Source organism: Eubacterium sp. AF19-12LB (assembly GCF_003479125.1).
Classification (GTDB): domain Bacteria; phylum Bacillota; class Clostridia; order Lachnospirales; family Lachnospiraceae; genus Eubacterium_U; species Eubacterium_U album.
Genome location: NZ_QUGP01000002.1, coordinates 185,191 through 206,563 on the forward strand (window position 1 = coordinate 185,191; position 21,373 = coordinate 206,563).

23 protein-coding genes are annotated in these 21,373 nt (G+C 31.6%); 1 reads left to right on the forward strand and 22 read right to left on the reverse strand.

Annotation, left to right across the window (positions count from 1 at the left end; translation table 11 throughout):
• The 22 genes from DWX29_RS02525 to pta all read right to left on the reverse strand — a co-directional run bounded on the left by DWX29_RS02525 (window position 1) and on the right by pta (window position 19,840).
• A complete protein-coding gene (locus tag DWX29_RS02525) occupies window positions 1-1,359 on the reverse strand; it encodes a DUF512 domain-containing protein (protein ID WP_118565110.1) in 1,359 nt (452 codons plus the stop codon).
• A gap of 59 nt (window positions 1,360-1,418) precedes the next feature.
• The gene (gene pgeF / locus DWX29_RS02530) at window positions 1,419-2,258 is read right to left on the reverse strand and encodes a peptidoglycan editing factor PgeF (RefSeq protein WP_118565111.1); all 840 of its coding nucleotides are present in this window, start codon (window positions 2,256-2,258) and stop codon (window positions 1,419-1,421) included.
• Window positions 2,258-2,608: a YraN family protein gene (locus DWX29_RS02535; RefSeq protein WP_022088402.1), complete on the reverse strand. Its 351-nt coding sequence runs from the start codon at window positions 2,606-2,608 to the stop codon at window positions 2,258-2,260. The genes pgeF and DWX29_RS02535 overlap by 1 nt, the downstream gene beginning before the upstream one ends.
• Before the next feature lie 25 nt (window positions 2,609-2,633).
• The gene (locus tag DWX29_RS02540; RefSeq protein WP_022088401.1) at window positions 2,634-3,398 is read right to left on the reverse strand and encodes a ribonuclease HII; all 765 of its coding nucleotides are present in this window, start codon (window positions 3,396-3,398) and stop codon (window positions 2,634-2,636) included.
• Window positions 3,399-3,408: 10 nt separating this feature from the next.
• Complete coding sequence (ylqF, locus tag DWX29_RS02545; protein ID WP_118565112.1) at window positions 3,409-4,248, reverse strand: ribosome biogenesis GTPase YlqF; 840 nt, start codon at window positions 4,246-4,248, stop codon at window positions 3,409-3,411.
• Between the two features lie 163 nt (window positions 4,249-4,411).
• Window positions 4,412-4,759, reverse strand: coding sequence for a 50S ribosomal protein L19 (rplS, locus tag DWX29_RS02550; protein ID WP_022088399.1), 348 nt, complete (start codon window positions 4,757-4,759; stop codon window positions 4,412-4,414).
• Between the two features lie 97 nt (window positions 4,760-4,856).
• Window positions 4,857-5,603 (reverse strand): tRNA (guanosine(37)-N1)-methyltransferase TrmD, encoded by a 747-nt coding sequence (trmD, locus tag DWX29_RS02555; RefSeq protein ID WP_117909454.1) that lies wholly within the window; start codon window positions 5,601-5,603, stop codon window positions 4,857-4,859.
• A complete protein-coding gene (gene rimM, locus DWX29_RS02560) occupies window positions 5,603-6,112 on the reverse strand; it encodes a ribosome maturation factor RimM (RefSeq protein WP_022088397.1) in 510 nt (169 codons plus the stop codon). The genes trmD and rimM overlap by 1 nt, the downstream gene beginning before the upstream one ends.
• Before the next feature lie 138 nt (window positions 6,113-6,250).
• Window positions 6,251-6,478, reverse strand: a complete 228-nt coding sequence (locus DWX29_RS02565; protein ID WP_022088396.1) for a KH domain-containing protein — start codon at window positions 6,476-6,478, stop codon at window positions 6,251-6,253.
• Between the two features lie 18 nt (window positions 6,479-6,496).
• Complete coding sequence (gene rpsP / locus DWX29_RS02570; RefSeq protein ID WP_022088395.1) at window positions 6,497-6,742, reverse strand: 30S ribosomal protein S16; 246 nt, start codon at window positions 6,740-6,742, stop codon at window positions 6,497-6,499.
• 96 nt (window positions 6,743-6,838) lie between these two features.
• Complete coding sequence (gene ffh, locus DWX29_RS02575) at window positions 6,839-8,191, reverse strand: signal recognition particle protein (protein ID WP_118565113.1); 1,353 nt, start codon at window positions 8,189-8,191, stop codon at window positions 6,839-6,841.
• A 16-nt stretch (window positions 8,192-8,207) separates the two neighbouring features.
• On the reverse strand, window positions 8,208-8,531 hold the full coding sequence (gene ylxM, locus DWX29_RS02580; RefSeq protein WP_022088393.1) for a YlxM family DNA-binding protein: 324 nt from the start codon (window positions 8,529-8,531) through the stop codon (window positions 8,208-8,210).
• 228 nt (window positions 8,532-8,759) lie between these two features.
• Window positions 8,760-9,980 (reverse strand): threonine ammonia-lyase, encoded by a 1,221-nt coding sequence (ilvA, locus tag DWX29_RS02585; RefSeq protein WP_118565114.1) that lies wholly within the window; start codon window positions 9,978-9,980, stop codon window positions 8,760-8,762.
• A gap of 104 nt (window positions 9,981-10,084) precedes the next feature.
• A complete protein-coding gene (gene ftsY / locus DWX29_RS02590; RefSeq protein ID WP_117909462.1) occupies window positions 10,085-11,008 on the reverse strand; it encodes a signal recognition particle-docking protein FtsY in 924 nt (307 codons plus the stop codon).
• Between the two features lie 12 nt (window positions 11,009-11,020).
• Complete coding sequence (gene smc, locus DWX29_RS02595; protein WP_118565115.1) at window positions 11,021-14,581, reverse strand: chromosome segregation protein SMC; 3,561 nt, start codon at window positions 14,579-14,581, stop codon at window positions 11,021-11,023.
• Between the two features lies 1 nt (window position 14,582).
• Entirely contained in the window at window positions 14,583-15,269 is a 687-nt protein-coding gene (rnc, locus tag DWX29_RS02600) for a ribonuclease III (RefSeq protein ID WP_118565116.1), read from the reverse strand.
• Window positions 15,270-15,366: 97 nt separating this feature from the next.
• Window positions 15,367-15,600, reverse strand: coding sequence for an acyl carrier protein (acpP, locus tag DWX29_RS02605; RefSeq protein WP_022088388.1), 234 nt, complete (start codon window positions 15,598-15,600; stop codon window positions 15,367-15,369).
• Between the two features lie 2 nt (window positions 15,601-15,602).
• Window positions 15,603-16,616 carry a phosphate acyltransferase PlsX gene (gene plsX / locus DWX29_RS02610; RefSeq protein WP_022088387.1) on the reverse strand — a complete coding sequence of 338 codons (1,014 nt, stop codon included), beginning with the start codon at window positions 16,614-16,616 and terminating at the stop codon, window positions 15,603-15,605.
• Window positions 16,617-16,776: 160 nt separating this feature from the next.
• The gene (gene rpmF / locus DWX29_RS02615; RefSeq protein WP_022088386.1) at window positions 16,777-16,956 is read right to left on the reverse strand and encodes a 50S ribosomal protein L32; all 180 of its coding nucleotides are present in this window, start codon (window positions 16,954-16,956) and stop codon (window positions 16,777-16,779) included.
• Window positions 16,957-16,959: 3 nt separating this feature from the next.
• Window positions 16,960-17,484, reverse strand: coding sequence for a DUF177 domain-containing protein (locus DWX29_RS02620; protein WP_022088385.1), 525 nt, complete (start codon window positions 17,482-17,484; stop codon window positions 16,960-16,962).
• A 158-nt stretch (window positions 17,485-17,642) separates the two neighbouring features.
• Complete coding sequence (locus tag DWX29_RS02625) at window positions 17,643-18,836, reverse strand: acetate kinase (protein ID WP_022088384.1); 1,194 nt, start codon at window positions 18,834-18,836, stop codon at window positions 17,643-17,645.
• An 8-nt stretch (window positions 18,837-18,844) separates the two neighbouring features.
• Window positions 18,845-19,840, reverse strand: a complete 996-nt coding sequence (pta, locus tag DWX29_RS02630) for a phosphate acetyltransferase (RefSeq protein ID WP_117909470.1) — start codon at window positions 19,838-19,840, stop codon at window positions 18,845-18,847.
• Between the two features lie 157 nt (window positions 19,841-19,997).
• On the opposite strand from pta, the gene DWX29_RS02635 reads away from it, so the two are divergent.
• On the forward strand, window positions 19,998-21,236 hold the full coding sequence (locus tag DWX29_RS02635) for a nucleotidyltransferase (RefSeq protein ID WP_118565118.1): 1,239 nt from the start codon (window positions 19,998-20,000) through the stop codon (window positions 21,234-21,236).
• Window positions 21,237-21,373: the final 137 nt, after the last annotated feature.

A 21,373-nucleotide genomic window follows, 5' to 3' on the forward strand; every position in this document is an offset into this window, starting at 1 on the left:
CTACAATTCATATTTAGAATTTGTACTTATTTTTGGATTATTATCTTCATTTTCGTTTATAATGGTTTTCACAAAATCCATTCCACTAGATTTTACAATAATTGTATTTATTTGTAAATTCTTTTCAAATTCCTCTAATGTCATGTCATCTAAAAATATATTTTCATCAGCTTTCAATGTATTTGTAGGCAAAAGTAAGTTATCCCCTAATTCTTTTCCCGAAAGTTGAGAACATATATCCTGTCCTGTAAGAAGTCCTGTAACTGTAATTGAATGTCCAAAATAGTCATTAATTATTTTATATACGTGTACATTTACATTTGGGAATTTTTTATTTATCTTGTCACAACTTGACTTTATAGTATCATATGCTAACACTCCACTTATTGTAGATACATTTATAACTCTATCATCACCTTCAATAGAATCAAGGTAATCCTTCACCTCTTCTATAAAGCTTCTAATCATTCCTACACCATTTTCCAGTTGTAAATATCCATCATACCTCTCTTCTTCAGGCATTTCTCTTTCTGCTAAAATATACCATTCATCACTTGCATGTATAAAGTGTATCCCATATTTTTCATAAAAATGCTTCTGCCCTTTTTCAATAATATCTATTACAGCACAAGCATCTTCTTTCTCAAATAATTCTAAAGGATATAAACCGTCTCTAAATTTTGTAAGACCTGAAGGAACAATAGAAACACTTCTCATATTTGGAATATATTTCTCTAAATCACTAATCGTTCTTTCTAGTTCTTCTTTATCATTTACATTTTTGCATAATACAACTTGTCCGTTCATTTCAACGTCAGCTGCGTTTAATCTATCTATATATTTAAGTTTATCACCGGCAAATTTGTTATTTAGCATTTTACATCTAAGTTTAGGATTTGTAGTGTGTACAGATATATTAATTGGAGATAGATTATATCTTATTATACGGTCAACATCATTTTCATTCATATTAGTTAAAGTTATATAATTTCCCTGTAAAAATGAAAGTCTCGAGTCATCGTCTTTAAAATATAAAGTCTCTCTCATACCGGGTGGCATCTGATCAATAAAACAAAACATACATTTATTACAGCATGACCTATATTCATCCATAAGGCCGTTTTCAAATTCTAAACCTAACTCTTCATTTTCATCTTTTTCAATTTCTAATTCCCACTGTTCGCCATTACTTTTTTCTATTACAACATCTATAAATTCGTCCATACACAAAAGCTGATAATCAAATATATCAACTATTGTTGTACCATTTACTTCTAATAGGTAATCCCCTGCTTCTATTTCCATTTCTTCTGCAATAGAACCCGGAGTCACACTCTTTATTAAATGCCTGTTATTCATATGATTCTCCATTTTAGTACAAATAATAGTTATATGAAGGAAACATGATTAAGCTGATATTATTTAAGCATTAAAAATGCAGCTAAGTTTCCTCTTTTTCCATGATGCCCCCTATGAGAAAACAATTCATCTTTATTGCAGCATGTGCAAATATCTGTAGTGTAGATATTGTCATATTCAACACCCGCATCAAGAAATACCTGTTTTACACTTTCCCATAAATTTAACTGATATTTTCCATTCCCTTTATTATATAATATTTTATTATTTTTACCAAATTCGTTTATAAATTCATTTGCAACGTCTTCGCTTATCTCATAACAATCCTGACATATTGACGGACCAATACAGCAAATTACATCTTTTGGGTTTGTACCATAATTTTCATTCATTAATTTCAATGTATTATCACCTATGCGCTTTACTGTTCCTTTCCATCCTGAATGCGACAAGCCAATTGCTTTATTAATCGGATCAAGTATATAAAGAGGAACACAATCAGCGTAATATGTTGTCAAAACAATTCCCGGAACATTTGTTATTAAACCGTCTACATCAGAATAGTCCCTGTCCTTTGTAATGCCTTTACCACAATCTTCTTTTGTAACAACTCTTACATTAGTAGTGTGTGTCTGATTTGTCGTAACTATATTTTCATATGGAAATCCGACAGCCTTAGCAAATATTTTATGATTTTTTAATACATTTTCATCTAAATCTCCCCTGTTAAATCCTAGATTCATGGATTCAAGGCAGCCTACACTTACACCACCCTGTCTTGTAGAAAATGCATTGACAACCATTCCTGTCTGTTCTAATGCATTAAAACTGATATAAGGAATTCCGTTTCCAAATTTTATACTTGTTGTTGTTCTGTTCTTTTTATTTAATATAATCATTACATTGCTCCAAATGCATTCTTAATTAATTCTATATTTTCACCTTTAATTGCTACAACATCAAAGCGATAATTTAGATTTTCGACTAACTTATTAGCCATTATATATATATTAGCACATTTAAATAACTTCTGTTGTTTTTTATAATTTATCGCTTCTAAAGCATCGCCATATTTATTATTCTCCCGATATTTCACCTCGATAAAACATAAATATTCTTTATCTTTTGCAACTATGTCTATCTCTCCACTTTTGCATGAAAAATTTCTATCAATTATTGTATAGCCATGTTCAATCAAATATTCTGTAGCTATATCTTCTTTATACCCTCCAATAATTCTCTTATTCAATATCTCTCCTTATACGGTAAGCTAATCACTTTACAAAATTAGTAATAAATGTTTCTCTATGAATAGGACAAGGGCCGAACTTCTTAATTGCCTCAATATGTTTAGCTGAACCATATCCTTTATTTGAAGCAAAATCATATTCAGGGTACAACTTATCATATTCTACCATCATCGCATCTCTGGTTACTTTCGCAATTATACTTGCAGCTGCGATAGATTTGCTTTTAGCATCACCTTTAATAATTCCAATCTGTTTAATATCTACACCCGGAATATTTACGGCATCATTTAAAAGAAGGGTTGGCTTAACTTCTAACTGACTTATTGCAGTACGCATAGCTTCATATGTTGCCTGTAAAATATTGATTTCATCTATTTGAGCAGGACTAACCATTGCAGTTTTTGCAGCAACAGCTTTTTCCATTATTTCTTCATAAAGTTCTTCTCGTTTCTTTGCAGAAAGTTGTTTTGAATCATTTAAATATAATATATCACAATCTTTAGGCAATATTACAGCTCCTGCAACTACAGGACCGGCTAATGGTCCACGACCAACTTCATCTATACCGCAGATAAATTCATAATCGCTGTATTTTCTTTCAAATTCACCCATCTTGTAGGTACGTTGCAATTCAAGTTCATACTTTTCAAGCATTTTTTGAGCTTTTGCTACAAGTTTTTTTACACCTTGTCTTTCGTCAACGTTAAATTCCATTATAAAAGAATTTAATTCTTTGACACTTAAGTTTTTTAATATATTATTTATATCACTTATACTTTTTTGTCCCATTTTATGTTCCTTACAGTCTATCTAATGTAATTTTTCCTAATTTTCCACTTCTAAATTCTTCAAGTAAAATTGAAGATGCTTTTTCTAAGTCTAAAACATTTCCTTTTAATTTACATCCTCTTACTTCTGCTATTCCTTCTAACATCTTTAATGGATCATCATTCTTTTCTACACCAAATCTGTTAGGTATAGCATTTTCATAACTATTATTTAATATTTTTACAAATTCATATGCCATATCGCTTACATCAAGAATATTATCATTTATGGAACCGATTAACGCTAATTTAAGCCCTATAGCCTGATCTTCAAATTTAGGCCACAAAATACCCGGTGTATCTAATAATTCCAATGTTTTACTTAATTTAATCCACTGTTTTCCTTTTGTAACGCCCGGTTTATTTCCTGTTTTTGCACAATTTCTTCCGGCATATGCATTAATAAATGTAGATTTTCCTACGTTTGGGATACCAACAACCATAGCTCTTACAGGTCTGTTTTTAATTCCTCGTTTGCGGTCTCTTTCAATTTTTTCTTTACACGCCTCATTAACTACATTATTTATTTCTTTAATTCCTGATTTATTTTTTGAATTTATTTTCAATGCATGATAACCTTTAGCCTTAAAGTATTCAATCCATTTTTCATTTTGAGCATCATCAGCCAAGTCCGATTTATTAAGTAAAATCAAGCGAGCTTTATTTTTTCCTAAATCATCGATGTCCGGATTTCTACTACTTAAAGGTACTCTTGCATCTACAAGTTCAATCACTAAATCAATTAATTTTATATCTTCCTGCATCTGACGTTTTGCTTTTGTCATATGTCCCGGATACCACTGATAATCCATATTTCCTCCTTAATTATACATAAAACGTTATTGTATTTCATAAAATCATTACTAATTACTTACTTTAAAATGATATCGTATATTTAAACATTTAAATATATCTAATCTTCAAGTTTAAAAAAAGGAGTGAGTTAAATACTCGCTCCTTTTTATGGTATAATAATTATTTAACTAATTCTTTAACCTTAGCTGCCTTACCAACTCTGCTTCTGATGTAGTTAAGTTTAGCTCTTCTAACTTTACCTTTTCTAACTACTTCGATTTTGTCGATTGTAGGTGTGTGTAATGGCCAAGTCTTTTCAACACCGATACCGTTTGAATTCTTTCTTACAGTAAATGTTGCTCTTGTGCTTCCACCCTGTTTCTTAATTACTAAACCTTCGAAAACCTGGATTCTTTCACGGTTTCCTTCTTTAATCTTAGCGTATACTTTAACTGTATCACCAACATTAAAATCTGCTACGTTTTCTTTTAACTGAGCTGCCTCAATTTCTCTGATAATATCGTTCATAACTGCCTCCTTATTTCATTAGACATTCTTAATGCTATAAAAGCAACAGCGGAACATCTCCTTTTTACAGCATTTGTAATAATACCATAAGACTATATCATTTGCAAGCATTTTTTTCATTTTCTAATTTTTCAATGAATTTTATATCTTCTTTTGTTAAATTAGCTTTTTCCATCAAATCAGGACGTCTCTTAATAGTTCTGATTATCGACTGCTCTCTTCTCCATTTATCTACTTTAGCATGATCTCCCGATAAGAGAATTGGTGGTACTTTTTTATCCATAAAAGTATCAGGACGTGTATATTGCGGATACTCCAATAAATTATCATTAAACGATTCAAATTCAGCAGATACGTTATTATTCAAGACACCTGGAATAAGTCTTGAAATGGTATCTATCATTACCATCGCCGGGAGTTCGCCTCCTGTAAGGACGTAATCGCCAATAGAAACATTATCTGTAACTATCATTTCTAAAACACGTTCATCTATACCTTCGTAATGTCCACATAAAAATACCAAATCTTTTTCTTTGGCAAAATCTTCTGCCATGCTTTGGTTAAACGTCTCTCCTTGTGGAGTTAAATAAATAACCCTTGGCTTATATCCTATTTTTTCCACAACGGATTCATAACTTCTATATACAGGTCCGGGTTGCATAAGCATTCCTGCTCCTCCGCCATATGGATAGTCATCAACCTGACCATGTTTATTTCCGGAAAAATCTCTTATATTTATTGCATTTAAATTTATTAACTTCTTGTCAATTGCTCTTCCTGTAATGCTTGTATTTACTCCATTTGTAATCATTTCAGGAAAAAGTGTTAATACATGATAATTCATTAGTCTAGCAATCCTTTCATGATATGCACAGTAACAATTTTGTTTTCTATGTCTAGTTTCTTGACACATTCATCAATCTTAGGAAGTAATACTTCTTTGTTGTCTAATGTTTTAACAACATAAACGTCATTAGCACCTGTCTGCATAACATCTTCTAAAACACCAAATTCGCTACCATCTTCAAGAATAACTTTTGCCCCTAATATATCTGCTATATAATATTCGCCTTTTTCAAGTTTAACTGCATTATCTCTGGAAACTAAAATATCTTTTCCTTTATAGCATTCAATATCATTTATATTGTTATACTCTTTAAATTTAAGAATAACCATATTTTTGAAAAATTTTACTGATTCTACGTTTAAATCTATATATTCTTTCCCTGTATCTAAGATGCATTTTTTTAATTTTTTAAATCTATTAATATCATCTGTTGTAGGATATACCTTTACTTCACCACGTATACCATGTGTATTTGCAATAACTCCTACCCTAAAATATTTTTCCATATATTTCCTTTCAAACAGTATCTATTAAATGTTATTTAATGTTAGATCTTAGTTATATTTTTAAATTTTTAATGATAATTAAATTAACTTTTTAAATGATTAACGGGACTGAATTCAGTCCCGTTGCACTTGTGGTTACTATATAATGTCCACTATAACTTTTTTGTCGCATTTTGAAGATGCAGCCTTAACAACAGAACGAATTGCTTTAGCAATCTTTCCCTGTTTTCCGATAATCTTTCCAACATCATCAGTTGCAACCTTCAATTCTAAAACAATAGTTTTATCTGTTTCTTTTTCAGTAACAACTACTTCGTCCGGAGAATCTACAAGTGCTTTTGCAATTGTCTCTACTAATTCTTTCATAGTTAGACCTCCTGACTATTATTTTTCAATACCGGCAATCTTAAGTAATTTTCCTACTGTTTCTGTAGGCTGAGCTCCGTTTGATAACCATTTCTTAGCTGCTTCTTCGTTGAAATCAAATACGCTAGGATCTCTGTTTGGATCATATGTTCCGATTTCTTCAATAAATCTACCATCTCTTGGTGATCTTGAATCTGCCACTACAATTCTGTAGAAAGGAGCTTTCTTCTTACCCATTCTCTTTAATCTGATCTTTACTGCCATTTTACTTTCCTCCGTAAAAAATTAATTATAATTATTATTTATATATATTAAGAAAACCAATGTCTTCGTTAATATCAATATTGTCTAAATTTAAATCTAGAAACCGAAAGGCATCTTAAAACCGCCTCTTCGTTTCTTCTTGCCGCCACCCATCATGCCCGGCATGTTCTTCATCATTTTTTTTGCTTGGTCAAATTGTTTTACCAATTTGTTTACTTCACTTATATCTACACCTGCACCTTTAGCAATTCTTTGTTTCCTTGACGGATTAAGAATATCTGGATTACCTCTTTCTTCCTTTGTCATGGAATAAATAATTGCTTCAATACGTCCAAGTTGTTTATCATCTGGAAGCATATCTTCTTTTATCTGACCGCCTAATCCCGGAATAAGACTAAGCATTTCTGATAAACCACCCATATTTTTAATCTGACCCATGTATTCAAGATAATCATCAAAGGTAAATTGTGCTTTTCTAAGACGCTGTTCCATATCCTTTGCTTTTTCCTGGTCAATTGCCTGTTCAGCCTTTTCAATTAATGAAAGGACATCACCCATACCGAGAATTCTTGAAGCCATTCTATCTGGATAAAATTGTTCTAAATCAGAAAGCTTTTCACCCATACCAACATATAATATAGGTTTTCCTGTTACAGCCTTAATTGATAACGCTGCACCACCTCTTGTATCACCATCTAACTTAGTAATGATAATTCCATCAATTCCAATCTTTTCATTAAACTGGGTTGCTACATTCACTGCATCCTGACCTGTCATTGCATCAACAACAAGTACTGTCTGTGTAATGTCAATATTATCTCTAATTTCAATAAGTTCGTTCATCATGTCCTCATCAACATGTAAACGACCTGCTGTATCTAAAATAACAACATTATTGTTATTCTTTTTAGCATGTTCAATTGCTGCTCTGGCAATATCTACAGGTTTATGATTCGTTCCCATGGCAAATACCGGAACACCCTGTTTATCACCATTAATCTGCAACTGTTCAACAGCTGCCGGTCTGTAAACGTCACAGGCAACTAATAAAGGTTTTTTTCCACTACCTTTAAGTTTTCCTGCAATCTTAGCGGTTGTTGTTGTTTTACCTGCCCCCTGAAGACCCATCATCATAATGACTGTTATTTCATTGTCAGGCAAAAGTTTAAGTTTCGTTGTTTCAGAACCCATAAGATTAGTAAGTTCTTCATTAACTATCTTTATTACCATCTGGCCCGGTGTCAAACTGTTAAGAACATCCTGCCCTATAGCCCTTTCTGTAACTGTTTTAATGAATTGTTTTACAACTTTAAAACTAACGTCAGCTTCAAGCAAAGCCATCTTAACTTCTTTAAGAGCAGCCTTAACATCATCTTCTGTCAGTCTACCCTTACCACGTAAGCCTTTAAATATGTTTTGTAATTTATCGGATAAGCTTTCAAATGCCAAGCCCTTACCTCCTATATTAATAATTCTCTAAAATCTGTCTGGCAATATTCTCTATGTCTTGCATATTATTCTCATCTGCCAATTGACAAATACGTTCAACCTGTTCTTTAGTCTTTTCAAATCTGCTTACAAGATGTAACTTTTCTTCATATTCATTCAAAGTCTTATCACATCTCTTTATCAAGTCATGTACGCCTTGTCTGGAAATATTTCTCTCCTCAGCTATTTCTCCAAGACTATAGTCGTTTAAAACAACTTCTTCATATATCTCCTGCTGATGTTTAGTCAACAGTTCTCCGTAGAAATCATATAAAAGAGAACTTCTTAAAATATCTTTCATATTTACCTCTAAGTGCATCTATCTAAAATTGAAAATAAAATATATCAAAATCACACTTAGAGTATAATACAATACAAAGCAAAGGGTGTCAAGTATTTTTTCTTGACACCCTTGTGTTTTATTTTGAATTTATATTTTGCATTTTAAAATAATTTATGAATCCTTTTTGTATTTTAATCACTATCTGTTCATTGTGTAAAATAAATCTATATAAATAATATTAGTTATTTATAAATTTGGTCTTACTTCTTTTGGCTTATAGCCTTTCTTTTCGAGAGCTGCAATAATCCGTTTTTTATGTTCGTGACCGAAACATTCAAGAGTAACTCTAAGTTCAACGGCAGCATTTCTATTAACAGATACAAACTGATTATGTTCAAGCTTAATTACATTTCCCTGTACATCTGCGATAGTGTTTGCAACTTTACCTAATTCACCCGGCTTATCAGGAAGTAATACAGATACTGTGAATACTCTTCCTCTCTGAATTAAACCGTGCTGTAATATAGATGACATTGTAATAATATCCATATTACCACCACTGATAATAGAAACAATCTTCTTATCTTTGCATTTTAAATGCTTAAGAGCTGCAATTGTAAGCAATCCTGAATTTTCAGCAACAAGTTTATGATTTTCAACCATATCAAGAAACACATCTATTAATTCATCATCTTCAATTGTTATGATATCATCAATATTCTTCTGGATATATGGGAATATATTGCTACCCGGAGTTTTAACCGCTGTACCATCTGCAATAGTATTAGCACTGTCTAATGTAACAACTTTTCCTGCACTAAGTGAAGCTTTCATACACGCAGCTTCTGCCGGTTCTACACCAATTACTTTAATATTTGGATTAAGTAATTTAGCTAATGTGCTTACACCTGTTGCAAGTCCGCCACCACCGATTGGAACCAAAATATAATCTACAGTTGGAAGTTCTTTTATAATTTCCATGGCAATTGTTCCCTGACCTGTAGCTACATCTAAATCATCAAATGGATGAATAAATGTATATCCTTCCTTTTCTGCTAACTCAAGCGCATACTTACATGCATCATCATAAACATCTCCATATAATATTACATCTGCGCCATAACTTTTTGTTCTATTTACCTTCATAAGAGGAGTAACAGTTGGCATAACGATTGTTGCTTTTACGCCATATAATTTGGCAGCATATGCAACCCCCTGTGCATGGTTTCCTGCTGATGCAGTAATTAAACCTTTAGCTCTTTCTTCTGGAGTTAATGTGCTTGTCTTATAATAAGCTCCTCTTACTTTATATGCACCTGTAAACTGCATATTTTCTGGTTTAATATATACCTTATTGCCTGTCTGTTCTGAAAAGTAATCACTATATATAAGATTTGTATTTAATGTTACTTTATTAACTATTTCTGAAGCTTCTTCAAATTTTTTTAAAGTTAATCCTTCGCTCATTATCTTCACTTCCTATTCTAATTATAATAATTTTTTCTTTGTAATAATACATCAACTTTCCATATTATAAAATATTTTTTTCAAATAAAATACAAAAATCAAGTTTACTTTGTAAATAACGCTGACACAAAATCATGAGAATTAAATTTCTGTAAGTCATCTATGCCTTCACCTACACCAATATATTTAACAGGAATTCCTAATTCAGCCTGAATTGCAATAGCAATTCCACCTTTTGCCGTTCCATCCATTTTTGTAAGAACAACACCTGTTATATCTGTTGCTTCCATAAATGTTTTAGCCTGTACTAAAGCATTTTGTCCTGTCGTAGCATCAAGAACGATAAGATTTTCTCTTATACATCCTGAATATTCCTTTTCAATAATTCTGTCTAATTTTTTAAGTTCTTCCATAAGATTCTTCTTATTATGAAGTCTTCCCGCAGTATCACAAAGTAGTACGTCAGCATTTTTATTTTTAGCAGATGCAATTGCATCAAACAAAACAGCTCCCGGATCTGAACCTTCATTTCCCGCTACAATATCTACATTTGAACGTCTGGCCCACTCTTTTAGCTGATCAGCTGCAGCAGCTCTAAAAGTATCAGCAGCCGCCATAACAACCTTTTTGCCATTTCCTTTTAGCTGTGCCGCAAGTTTTCCGATAGATGTAGTTTTTCCTACACCATTTACACCGATTACCATAACTACTGATTTTTCATTTTCAAAATCATATGCATTTTCTCCTAAATCCATCTGTTCTTCAATGTTTTTAATCAGCAACTCCTTGCAATCTTCAGGTTCTTTTATTTTTAACTCTTTTACCTGTTCTTTAAGTTTCTCTATTATTTCCATTGTTGTATTAACACCAATGTCACTCATAATTAAAATTTCTTCTAATTCTTCATAGAAATCGTCATCAATATGTGAAAATCCACTGAATATTGAATCTAATCCTGATACTATAGAATTTCTTGTTTTTGTAAGCCCTGATACAAGTTTTCCAAAAAAGCCTTTCTTTTCTTCCATTTACAAACTCCTTTATTTATCCAAATTTCCTTCCAATAAATCTACTGAAACTAAGGCTGATACACCTTTTTCCTGCATTGTAATACCATATAATCTATCAGCACATCCCATTGTTCCTCGTCTGTGTGTAACAACAATAAACTGTGTATTTTCTGTAAGTTTATGCAAATATTCCGCAAATCTGATTACATTTGAGCCATCTAATGCAGCTTCAATTTCGTCAAGAAGACAGAATGGAGATGGCTTTAAATTCTGAATTGCAAACAAAAGACAAATTGCCGTAAGTGCTTTTTCTCCACCTGAAAGCTGCATCATATTTTGAAGTTTCTTTCCAGGCGGCTGTGAAATAATATTAATTCCTGCATCAAGAATATCATCTGCTTCAGTAAGTTCAATAACTCCTGCGCCACCGCCAAATAATTCCTTAAATACCTTATCAAATTCAACCTGAATTTCAGCAAATTTTTCTTTAAACTGTTTTCGCATACCAACTTCTAATTCGTCAATAATTTTCAAAAGATTATCTTTTGCACGCATTAAGTCTTCATGCTGTTCTTTCATAAACTGATATCTTTCGTTTATTTCCTTAAACTCTTCAATAGCATTTACATTTACGTCTCCTAACTCTTTAATCTGACGTTTTAAATTGGCAATGCTATTTCTAAGTTCTGCTTTATCATTTAGACTTTCATCTCTAAGTTCAACAGCATTTCTATATGTGATTTCATACTCGTTCCACATATAATTAATTTTTGTCTCATTCTTTTCCTGTAAATTTTCTTTTTGGCTGTTAAGTCTGTAAATTTCTTTATCTAATTGTGTTATTCTTGAAGAAAGTTCTTCTCTCTTATCGAAAAATTCTTTATGATCTTTATTCTGCTTTTCCTTAGCATTTTTAAGGTCTTCAATTTCTAAATTAAGCTTTTCAATAAGTTTACGTCCTTCTTCGATTTCCTTTGTTATGCCATCAATAGTTTCAATTCTAGCTGAAATCTCATTGTTGTTTTCACTTGAATTGTTTTTAATCTGTTCCAATTCATTCTTTAAATCTGAAATCTGATTATTGCTATTTTGAATCTTTTCGCATAAAAATTCATGCTTTTGCTTTAAACTTGAAATTTCAATATTAATCTCTTCTAACAACGACGTTTTTTCAACAAGCTTTGCATTTATAGAATCCATATTATTACTTTTTTGTTTAATAAGTTCTTCTAATTCGGAATTTCTATCTTCAACATTAGTAAGTTCTTTGTTAAGTTCTAAACTATTATTATTGATATTTCCGATTTCAGATGCAATATTTCCACTTTCAGCAGTATATTCCTGATATTCTGTATCAATGTTATTCTTTCTGTCTTTAGCTTGTTTTAAATTCAACTCCAATGTGTTTTTTGCAATGTTCTGTTCCTGAAGTGCCTTATTAATTTTATCAAGTTCATCATTTAAAACACTTGTTTTACTTCTGTTTTCTATTAAATTCTTATCAAGATTTTCTTTTTCATTCTTAAGGTCTTTTAATTTATTCTCAAGTTCTTCTATTTCTCTTCTTCTTCCTAACAGGTTGCTGTTATTTTTGAATGCACCACCCGAAATAGAACCACCAATATTTAAATATTCACCTTCTAAAGTTACAATTCTTAAAGAATATCTATATTTACGTTCTAGTGCAATTGCGTTATCAATCGTGTCTACAACTACGACTTTTCCTAACAAATATTTAGTTACGCCTTCGTATTCTTTTTTTATTTCAACTAAATCACATGCAAGACCTAAAACACCTTTATCAGAAAATACATCTTCATTATTAAAGCCCGTTTTCTTAGTCATACTACTCAAAGGTAAAAATGTAGCTCGACCATATTTGTTTTTCTTTAAATATTCAATTATTTCCTTAGCTGTTGTTTCTGTATCAGTTACTATATTCTGAATATTTCCGCCTAAAGCTGTTTCAATTGCAACTTCATACTTCTTTTCAACTTTAATAATGTCAGCAACAACACCAATAATACCTTTCTTGTTTTCCTTTAATTCCATTACTTTTTTGATACTATTTCCATAACCTTCATATCTTTCAGTAATGTTTTTTAAAGCTTCGAGATTTGATTTTGACTTATGATATCTTTCCCGGTTTTCAGATATTGACTTTGTTATTTTAGAATTTTCTACTCTTAAATCATTTAAGTCATTTCTATATTCTGAAACAGTTTTGTTTAATTCATCGATTGAATAGTTTACTTTATCTAACTCAGCTTTAAGTTCTTCTATTTTACTTTCCTGATTTTCCTTTTCGCTTTGAAATTCTATAAGTTTTTGATTAAGTTGAGATTTTCTTATATTAATCTGTTCAAGCAATGTATCACATCTTTGCAATTTTGATTTAATCATTGACTTTGAATTTAATATTTCGATAATCTCGGCTTTATGCTCTGCAATTTCTTTATCAAAATTCTCAATTTCTTCTTTAATAACAGAAATATCAGTCGTTATTTCTGACTGCGATTTAATAGTTTCCTGAATTACATTTTCATTATCGTCTTTTTCTTTACATAATTCAGTCAAATTCTTTTCCTTCTGGGCTATATCTGAAGAAATAGCATTTACTCTTGTTGCAATAAACTCTTCGTTGTTTTTAGCTGAATTAATCTGTTCTTTAAGAACAAGAATTCTTCCTTCTAATTTTTCAATTTTAAGAACAGTATCTGTTGACATTGTTTTTTTGGCTTCAATTGAATTGTTTATTTCTTCCAAATCTGCTTCTAACTTAGTATACTGCTTCTTTATATTTTCAAATTCTTCATTTGAGGAATTCATATCTGATGTTGCTATTTCAAGTTTTTTGTCTAAATCAGACAATCTGTTTTTAATATCTTCCATTTCGACTAAAAACATATTTACATCATATTTCTTTAAATCATCTTTAAAAAGTAAATATTTTTTAGCCTTTTCACATTGTTTCTCTAATGGGCCAACCTGACGTTCAAGTTCTGCTAATATATCCTGAACTCTGACAAGATTCTGATTCTCATCGTCTAATTTCTTTAAAGCCTGATTCTTTCTTCTTTTAAATTTAACAATACCGGCTGCTTCATCGAATAATTCTCTTCTTTCTTCAGGTTTTCCACTTAAGATCTGATCAATCTGACCCTGCCCAATAATAGAATAACCTTCCTTACCAATACCTGTATCATAAAAAAGTTCATTTACATCTTTAAGTCTAACCTGAGTTCCATTAATCATATATTCACTTTCACCGGATCTGAATAATCTTCTTGAAACAGTTACTTCTTCATAATCAACATCTAATTTATGGTCAGAATTATCCAATGTAATTGCTACATAAGCGAATCCTAACGGTTTTCTGTTTTCAGTTCCGGCAAATATTACATCTTCCATCTTAGATCCACGAAGCTGTTTTACCTTCTGTTCACCAAGAACCCATCTCACAGCATCAGCAACATTACTTTTTCCTGAGCCATTTGGTCCAACAATTCCAGTTATACCATTATGAAATTCAAATTTAATTTTATTTGCAAATGATTTAAAACCATGTATTTCAATACTTTTTAAGTACATATTATTTCCTCTTATCCATAGATTTAAGCGCGACATATGCTGCCTGTTGTTCTGCAGCCTTCTTTGTTCTTCCTATGCCCTCACCTATAACTTGTTCTCCAAGCAATACCTGTGCAGTATAACTCTTATCATGATCAGGGCCTATTTCGTCTATTATTTTATATGACACTTTGCCAGCCTTAATCACATCTACTCTTTCCTGCAAAATTGTCTTACTATCAAAAAACAATTTTTTATTTTCAATGTCATTTAGCACAAATTTAAGCACAAACTCTTTAGCTTTGTCAAAACCACCATCTAAAAATATAGCTCCTATTAGTGCTTCTAATGCGTCTGATGTTACTGAATCACGATTTCTTCCTCCTGATTCATCTTCACCTTTTCCAAGATATAAAAAATCTCCAAGATTAATTTCTTTAGCATCTCTTGCAAGAGTGCCTTCACACACAAGACTTGCTCTAAGTCGTGTCATTTTTCCTTCCGGCATTTCATAATTCAAAAATAAAAACTCACTAGATACAAGTTCTAAAACAGCATCACCAAGAAACTCAAGTCTTTCATTGTCTTTAACTTTTCTATTTTTATGCTCATTAGCATATGATGTATGAGTTAAAGCATTAACTAATAACTTTTTATTATCAAATTCATATCCGATTACACTTTCTAATTTTTCATAATCTGAATTCATATTAACTCCTTTTTACACACAAAAGAAAAGGGTAATATCATTTTAGAGTGATATTGCACCTTTTCTAATGTACTTAAATAATTTTCATAGTCAAATATTATTTATTCATAACCTTTTTTATTGCTTCAAAAGCATCTCCGACTGTAACAATATTTTCAGCTCCGTTAGTTGGAATCTTAATATTAAATTCATCTTCAATGCTCATAATTATTTCTAAAACATCTAAAGAATCTGCACCTAAATCATCTGCAAATTTTGATTCCGGTGTGATTGTGCTTTCATCAATATCCAATACACTTGCTACTGCTTTATAAAGTCTTTCGATTTCCATTTTTAATTCTCCTTTTTAACTGCTAATTTTTTTGATATTTTATCATTTATATTCATTTCTTTAAAAGAAATGCACTGAATGATAGAGTTTTTCACTTCTATGGCCTTTGAATTTCCATGAGTCTTAACAACTAATCCTTTCAATCCAAGTAAAGGTGCTCCACCATACTGATCCATCTGAAATGTTTTCAAAGTTTCTTTCAATTCTTTTTTTATAAGTAATGCACCGATTTTAGTTTTCAAACTTGTCATTAAAGTTCCTTTAACTTTCTTTAAAAGAACTCCACCAACACCTTCATACATTTTTAAAATAACATTTCCAACAAATGCATCACATACAACTACATCAGCTTTTCCTTCAGGAATTTCTCTTGCTTCAATATTGCCAATAAAATTAATACCTTCAAGATTACTTAACAACTGATACGTTTCTTTAGCAAGGTTATTTCCTTTTTCTTCTTCAGCACCAATATTTACTAAACCTACTTTTGGATTTTTAACCTTGCAAATATTTTCCATATATATAGAACCCATCTGTGCAAACTGAACTAGGTTAGAAGGCTTAGCATCAACATTAGCCCCACAGTCAATCAAAAGTGCTCCGCCTTTTTCCGTTGGAATAAGAGGTGCAAGAGGTGGTCTTTCAACTCCCTTAATTCGACCTACAATTACATGTCCTCCAACTAAAGTGGCTCCGGTACTTCCTGCTGATACAAGAGCATCGCATTCCCCATGTTTTACCATATACATACATTTAACAAGAGAGGAATCTTTTTTCGTTCTAATAGCTACTACCGGAGGTTCTCCTGTTTCAATAACTTCTGTAGCATTTACAACTTCAACTCTAGTCTTGTCATAATCATATTTCTCGAGTTCTCTGTTAACATCTTCCTGTCTTCCTACCATTTTAAGAAAAACATCTTTATTTTCTTTTAACGCTTCAATACCGCCTTTTACAATTTCACCAGGTGCGTTATCTCCGCCCATACAATCTAATGCAACTATTGTCTGTGACATAATTATTTCCTCCTTAAGCACATAAAATAACTATACTAAAATTATGTTTTAAAATCAAGCAAACTTGAATAAGACAACATAAAAATAAGGCTTCGCAGATATAAATATCCGCAAAGCCTTATTTTAACGCTTTCTCGTGCATAAACACGGACCATCCTAATTAGTCAACTGAAACGATTTCTTTCTTGTTGTATGATCCACATGCCTTGCAAACTCTGTGAGGCATCATTAAAGCTCCACATTTGCTACACTTTACAAGACCAGGAACTGACATTTTCCAGTTAGCTCTTCTCTTATCTCTTCTTCCTTTAGAAGATTTATTCTTTGGACAGATAGACATGGTTTACACCTCCTTAAACTGATTAAATACATCTAATATTTTCGACATTCTCGGATCTGGTACCGCAGTATCGCAGTCGCAGAATCCTTTATTGAGATTAGCGCCGCATCTATTGCAAATTCCCTTACAATCTTCTTTGCAGAGAACCTTCATCGGTAAGTTAACCAGAATCTCATTGAATACAAAAACCTCAGTATCAAAGACTGTTCCTTCAAGATAATTCTCCTCATCTAAGTCGGCAATCTTCTCTTCTGCTGTTTTATTCATATCCATATCTTTGGTTGAATCAATATTTATTGTAAATGTGACCGGTTCAAGACATCTGAAACAAGGTGCTTCTATAATAACATTCCCAGTGCATTTAACATTGATATGTTTCTTTCCGGCGTTTGAAAATACAAACTTTACATCACTGTCAGTTATCTTATATTCAAACTTAGCAGCTAGGAATTTCTTCCTTTCAACTTTAGTCTGAACTCTTTTAGTTCCTTCTTCTTTCTGTAATATCTCTATCAAATCAATTAACATAACTTGTTTCTCCCTAAAGACACCTTTACAATTATACATATATGGTATATTTTTGTCAAACACTTTTTTTATTTAATTATTTTGTGATTTGTTTACCAAATATGTTTATCATAGTTTCACAAAAATTTTCACTCAAAAACAATCAGCTATTATCTGTCTTATGATAAAAGTTCTAGAGTTTCTCTTGCTATTGCTAATTCTTCATTTGTTGGAATTACAAATACTTTTACTTTTGAATCAGGAGTTGAAATCATAATTTCTTCTCTTCTCTTTTCATTAGCCTTTTCGTCAAGAGACACACCTAAATATCCTAATTGTTCGCAAACCATCTTTCTTACAGCCTGATTATTTTCACCTACGCCTGCCGTAAATGCAATAGCATCAACACCATTCATTTCAGCTACATAAGCGCCAACAAATCTAACTACTGTATTTGCAAATACTTCTAATGCATTCTTTGCTACTTCATTTCCTTCTTCAATAGCCTTTGTTATATCTCTAAAATCACTTGATACTTCTGATAAACCTAAAACACCTGATTTTTTATTTAAAACATTAAGTACTTCTTTAACATTCATGTTTTCTTTTTCTGAAATAACTTCAACGATGCTTGGGTCAATATCTCCTGAACGTGTTCCCATAGCAACTCCTGCTAACGGAGTAAGACCCATACTTGTATCTATAGATTTACCATTTTCAACTGCGCATATACTTGCACCATTTCCTAAATGACAGACAATAGTCTTTAATTTATCATATGGCGTATCCATAATCTGAGCGACTCTCTTTGAAACATAACTATGAGATGTTCCATGGAATCCATATCTTCTTATCTTATATTTTTTATAATATTCATATGGAATAGGATACAAATAAGCTTTAGGAGGCATTGTCTGATGAAATGCTGTATCAAACACGACAACATTAGGTGTATCAGGCATTGCATTAATACAAGCTTTGATTCCTATTATATTAGCCGGGTTATGAAGAGGTGCCAAATCATTACATTCTTCAATCTTCTTAATAACTTCATCCGTGACAATAGTTGATTTTGAAAAATATTCTCCACCATGTACAACTCTATGACCAACTGCTCCAACTTCACTTAAATCTTTAATAACTCCTGTTTCTTTATTAAGTAATGAATCTATAACAATTTTAATAGCTTCATTATGTGTTGGCATTGAAACTTCTTTTTCCTGTTCTTCACCATTGTATGGTTCATATTCAATCTTACTTCCATCAATACCAATTCTTTCACACAATCCTTTTGCTAACACTTTCTCACTTACAGAATCAATTAATTGAAACTTTAATGATGAACTGCCACAATTAATTACTAAAACGTTCATTATTCCTCCTATTCCTGTCCTGCCTGAACCGCCGTGATTGCAACAACACCTACAATATCTTTTGCACTACAGCCTCTTGAAAGGTCATTTATAGGTTTTGCTATACCCTGGCACAATGGTCCATAAGCTTCTGCCTGTCCTAATCTCTGAACTAATTTATATCCAATATTTCCTGCATCTAAATCAGGGAATACTAAAACATTTGCTCTTCCGGCGACTTCACTATCCGGTGCTTTCAACGCTGCTACTTCAGGTACTACAGCTGCATCAGTCTGCAATTCTCCATCTATTAAAAATTGAGGATATTCTTTCTTTGCAATCTTTGTAGCTTCTACAACCTTATCAACATCAGGGTGAGCTGCACTTCCATATGTTGAATGAGAAAGCATTGCAACTCTTGCCTTTTCACCTACTAAATATTCAAATGACTCAGCACTGCTTGCTGCTATATCTGCTAATTCTGCTGATGTTGGATTCTGATTCAAACCACAATCACCCATTACAAATACACCATTTGCTCCTAATTCTTTATTAGGCACGCACATAACAAAGAAAGCTGACACTAATTTTGTGCCAGGTTTACTTTTTATAATCTGTAAAGCAGGTCTTAATGTATTAGCTGAGGAATGGCATGCTCCTGAAACAACGCCATCTCCATCTCCGCATTTTAACATCATACACGCAAAGAACATATAATCAGATGTCAAAATACCCAATGCCTGTTCTCTTGTCATTCCTTTTGCTTTTCTCAACTGAAAAAACCCTTCTACATATTCGGGTGTTTTTTCGCAAGTTCTCGGATTAATAATAGTTGCTTTTGATACGTCAGCACCGTCACTGTTTTCTTCAACTTCTTCCGGTGTTGCTAAAATAATTAAATCTGCAAACCCCTCTTTTAATATCTGCTCTGCAGCCTTATACGTTCTTTTGTCCATACCTTCTGGCAAAATAATTGTCTTTTTATTATTTTTTGCTTTTTCTTTCACTGACTCAATAAAATCCATCTATTTTCTCCTTTTTGTAAACTTCTAACATTATAACGTATATGGCTAATTTTCACAACAGAACATTCAATTTTTAGTATAATTTATTTAACAGTTTACATATTAAATAAAACAGTGATAAAATATTTAATAAATTAAGTTAGAAGGGATAAATTATATGAAAACTATAGGCATAATTGCTGAATTTAATCCATTTCACAATGGGCACGCATATTTAATAAAAAAAGCAAAAGAATTCACCGGAGCTGATCGTGTAATTGTAATAATGAGCGGAAATTTCGTTCAACGTGGCTGTCCTGCAATAATAAACAAATACGACCGCACTTTACATGCATTAGAAAATGGTTGTGACTGTGTTTTTGAATTACCCCCTGTATTTTCTACTGCTAGTGCTGAAACTTTCGCTAAAGCGAGTGTATATTTTCTCCATAATTTAAATTGTATCAATTATTTATGCTTTGGATGTGAAGACAACAATCTTGACTTACTAAAGTCGATTGCATCAATATTACATGATGAACCGGATGAATACAAAGCATCTTTAGCTTTGCATTTAAAAAGTGGAAATAATTACCCTGTTGCAAGACAAAAAGCATTAACTGATTATCTAATGTCAATCGATGTCAATTCGAACATAGCAGACGTTTTATCAAAACCTAACAATATATTAGCAATTGAATATATAAAGGCTTTAATCGAGTTAAATTCTCCAATAGTGCCTGTTGGAATTAACAGAGAAGGCTCAGGTTACAATTCAACATCACTTAACAGCTCATTTGCTTCAGCGAGTGGAATCAGAGAAGCTTTTACAAATGATGTAGCTTTAGACTCTATTGCAAATCACCTTTCAAAGGCTGCATTTTCATCTTTACTAAATGAAAAAGAGCAAAACTCTTTGATTACATTAAATGATTTTTCGAGTATGTTAGGACTTACACTCTTAAATAATGATTCATTTGATAAATTCAACGATATAAATACAGATTTATCAAACAGAATACTAAATGAAAGAGCAAACTTTTACAGTTTTGAATCATTTATAGAAAAATTACAAAGTAAGAACTATACTTACTCAAGAATATCAAGGACATTAATGCATATTATGCTTAATATTCATTCAGAAGATATAGATTTTTATAAAAGAATTGGCTATTTACCGGTTGGACGATTATTAGGATTTAAGAAATCCTCTTCAGATATACTTAAACATATCAAAGAAAACAGTAATGTCGATATAATTTCAAAATTATCAATCTATTACAAAACATCAACAGGAGATATTAAAAAGCTTTTAGATAATTGGCTTTATTGTGATTCAATTTACAGATTAGTTTATATGAATAAATCCGGAAAATATATGCCAACAGAATTTAATTATAAAATTATAATTGTTTAGTTTCTAAAAACATAGTTCTAGGCTTTAATTAGAGCAAAGTTTAGAACCTTTATATTTTTATGAGACAGTTATAAAAAACTTCCCTAAACATCAAATAACGATATTTAGGGAAGTTTTTTTATAATATAATAATGCTA

Coding starts and splice junctions, on each gene's coding strand:
- DWX29_RS02525 (WP_118565110.1), bottom strand. CDS start 1,359: ATGAATAACAGGCATTTAATAAAGAGTGTGACTCCGGGTTCTATTGCA.
- pgeF (WP_118565111.1), bottom strand. CDS start 2,258: ATGATTATATTAAATAAAAAGAACAGAACAACAACAAGTATAAAATTT.
- DWX29_RS02540 (WP_022088401.1), bottom strand. CDS start 3,398: ATGGGACAAAAAAGTATAAGTGATATAAATAATATATTAAAAAACTTA.
- ylqF (WP_118565112.1), bottom strand. CDS start 4,248: ATGGATTATCAGTGGTATCCGGGACATATGACAAAAGCAAAACGTCAG.
- rplS (WP_022088399.1), bottom strand. CDS start 4,759: ATGAACGATATTATCAGAGAAATTGAGGCAGCTCAGTTAAAAGAAAAC.
- trmD (WP_117909454.1), bottom strand. CDS start 5,603: ATGAATTATCATGTATTAACACTTTTTCCTGAAATGATTACAAATGGA.
- rimM (WP_022088397.1), bottom strand. CDS start 6,112: ATGGAAAAATATTTTAGGGTAGGAGTTATTGCAAATACACATGGTATA.
- DWX29_RS02565 (WP_022088396.1), bottom strand. CDS start 6,478: ATGAAAGAATTAGTAGAGACAATTGCAAAAGCACTTGTAGATTCTCCG.
- rpsP (WP_022088395.1), bottom strand. CDS start 6,742: ATGGCAGTAAAGATCAGATTAAAGAGAATGGGTAAGAAGAAAGCTCCT.
- ylxM (WP_022088393.1), bottom strand. CDS start 8,531: ATGAAAGATATTTTAAGAAGTTCTCTTTTATATGATTTCTACGGAGAA.
- ilvA (WP_118565114.1), bottom strand. CDS start 9,980: ATGAGCGAAGGATTAACTTTAAAAAAATTTGAAGAAGCTTCAGAAATA.
- ftsY (WP_117909462.1), bottom strand. CDS start 11,008: ATGGAAGAAAAGAAAGGCTTTTTTGGAAAACTTGTATCAGGGCTTACA.
- smc (WP_118565115.1), bottom strand. CDS start 14,581: ATGTACTTAAAAAGTATTGAAATACATGGTTTTAAATCATTTGCAAAT.
- rnc (WP_118565116.1), bottom strand. CDS start 15,269: ATGAATTCAGATTATGAAAAATTAGAAAGTGTAATCGGATATGAATTT.
- acpP (WP_022088388.1), bottom strand. CDS start 15,600: ATGGAAATCGAAAGACTTTATAAAGCAGTAGCAAGTGTATTGGATATT.
- plsX (WP_022088387.1), bottom strand. CDS start 16,616: ATGTCACAGACAATAGTTGCATTAGATTGTATGGGCGGAGATAACGCA.
- rpmF (WP_022088386.1), bottom strand. CDS start 16,956: ATGTCTATCTGTCCAAAGAATAAATCTTCTAAAGGAAGAAGAGATAAG.
- DWX29_RS02620 (WP_022088385.1), bottom strand. CDS start 17,484: ATGTTAATTGATTTGATAGAGATATTACAGAAAGAAGAAGGAACTAAA.
- DWX29_RS02625 (WP_022088384.1), bottom strand. CDS start 18,836: ATGAACGTTTTAGTAATTAATTGTGGCAGTTCATCATTAAAGTTTCAA.
- pta (WP_117909470.1), bottom strand. CDS start 19,840: ATGGATTTTATTGAGTCAGTGAAAGAAAAAGCAAAAAATAATAAAAAG.
- DWX29_RS02635 (WP_118565118.1), top strand. CDS start 19,998: ATGAAAACTATAGGCATAATTGCTGAATTTAATCCATTTCACAATGGG.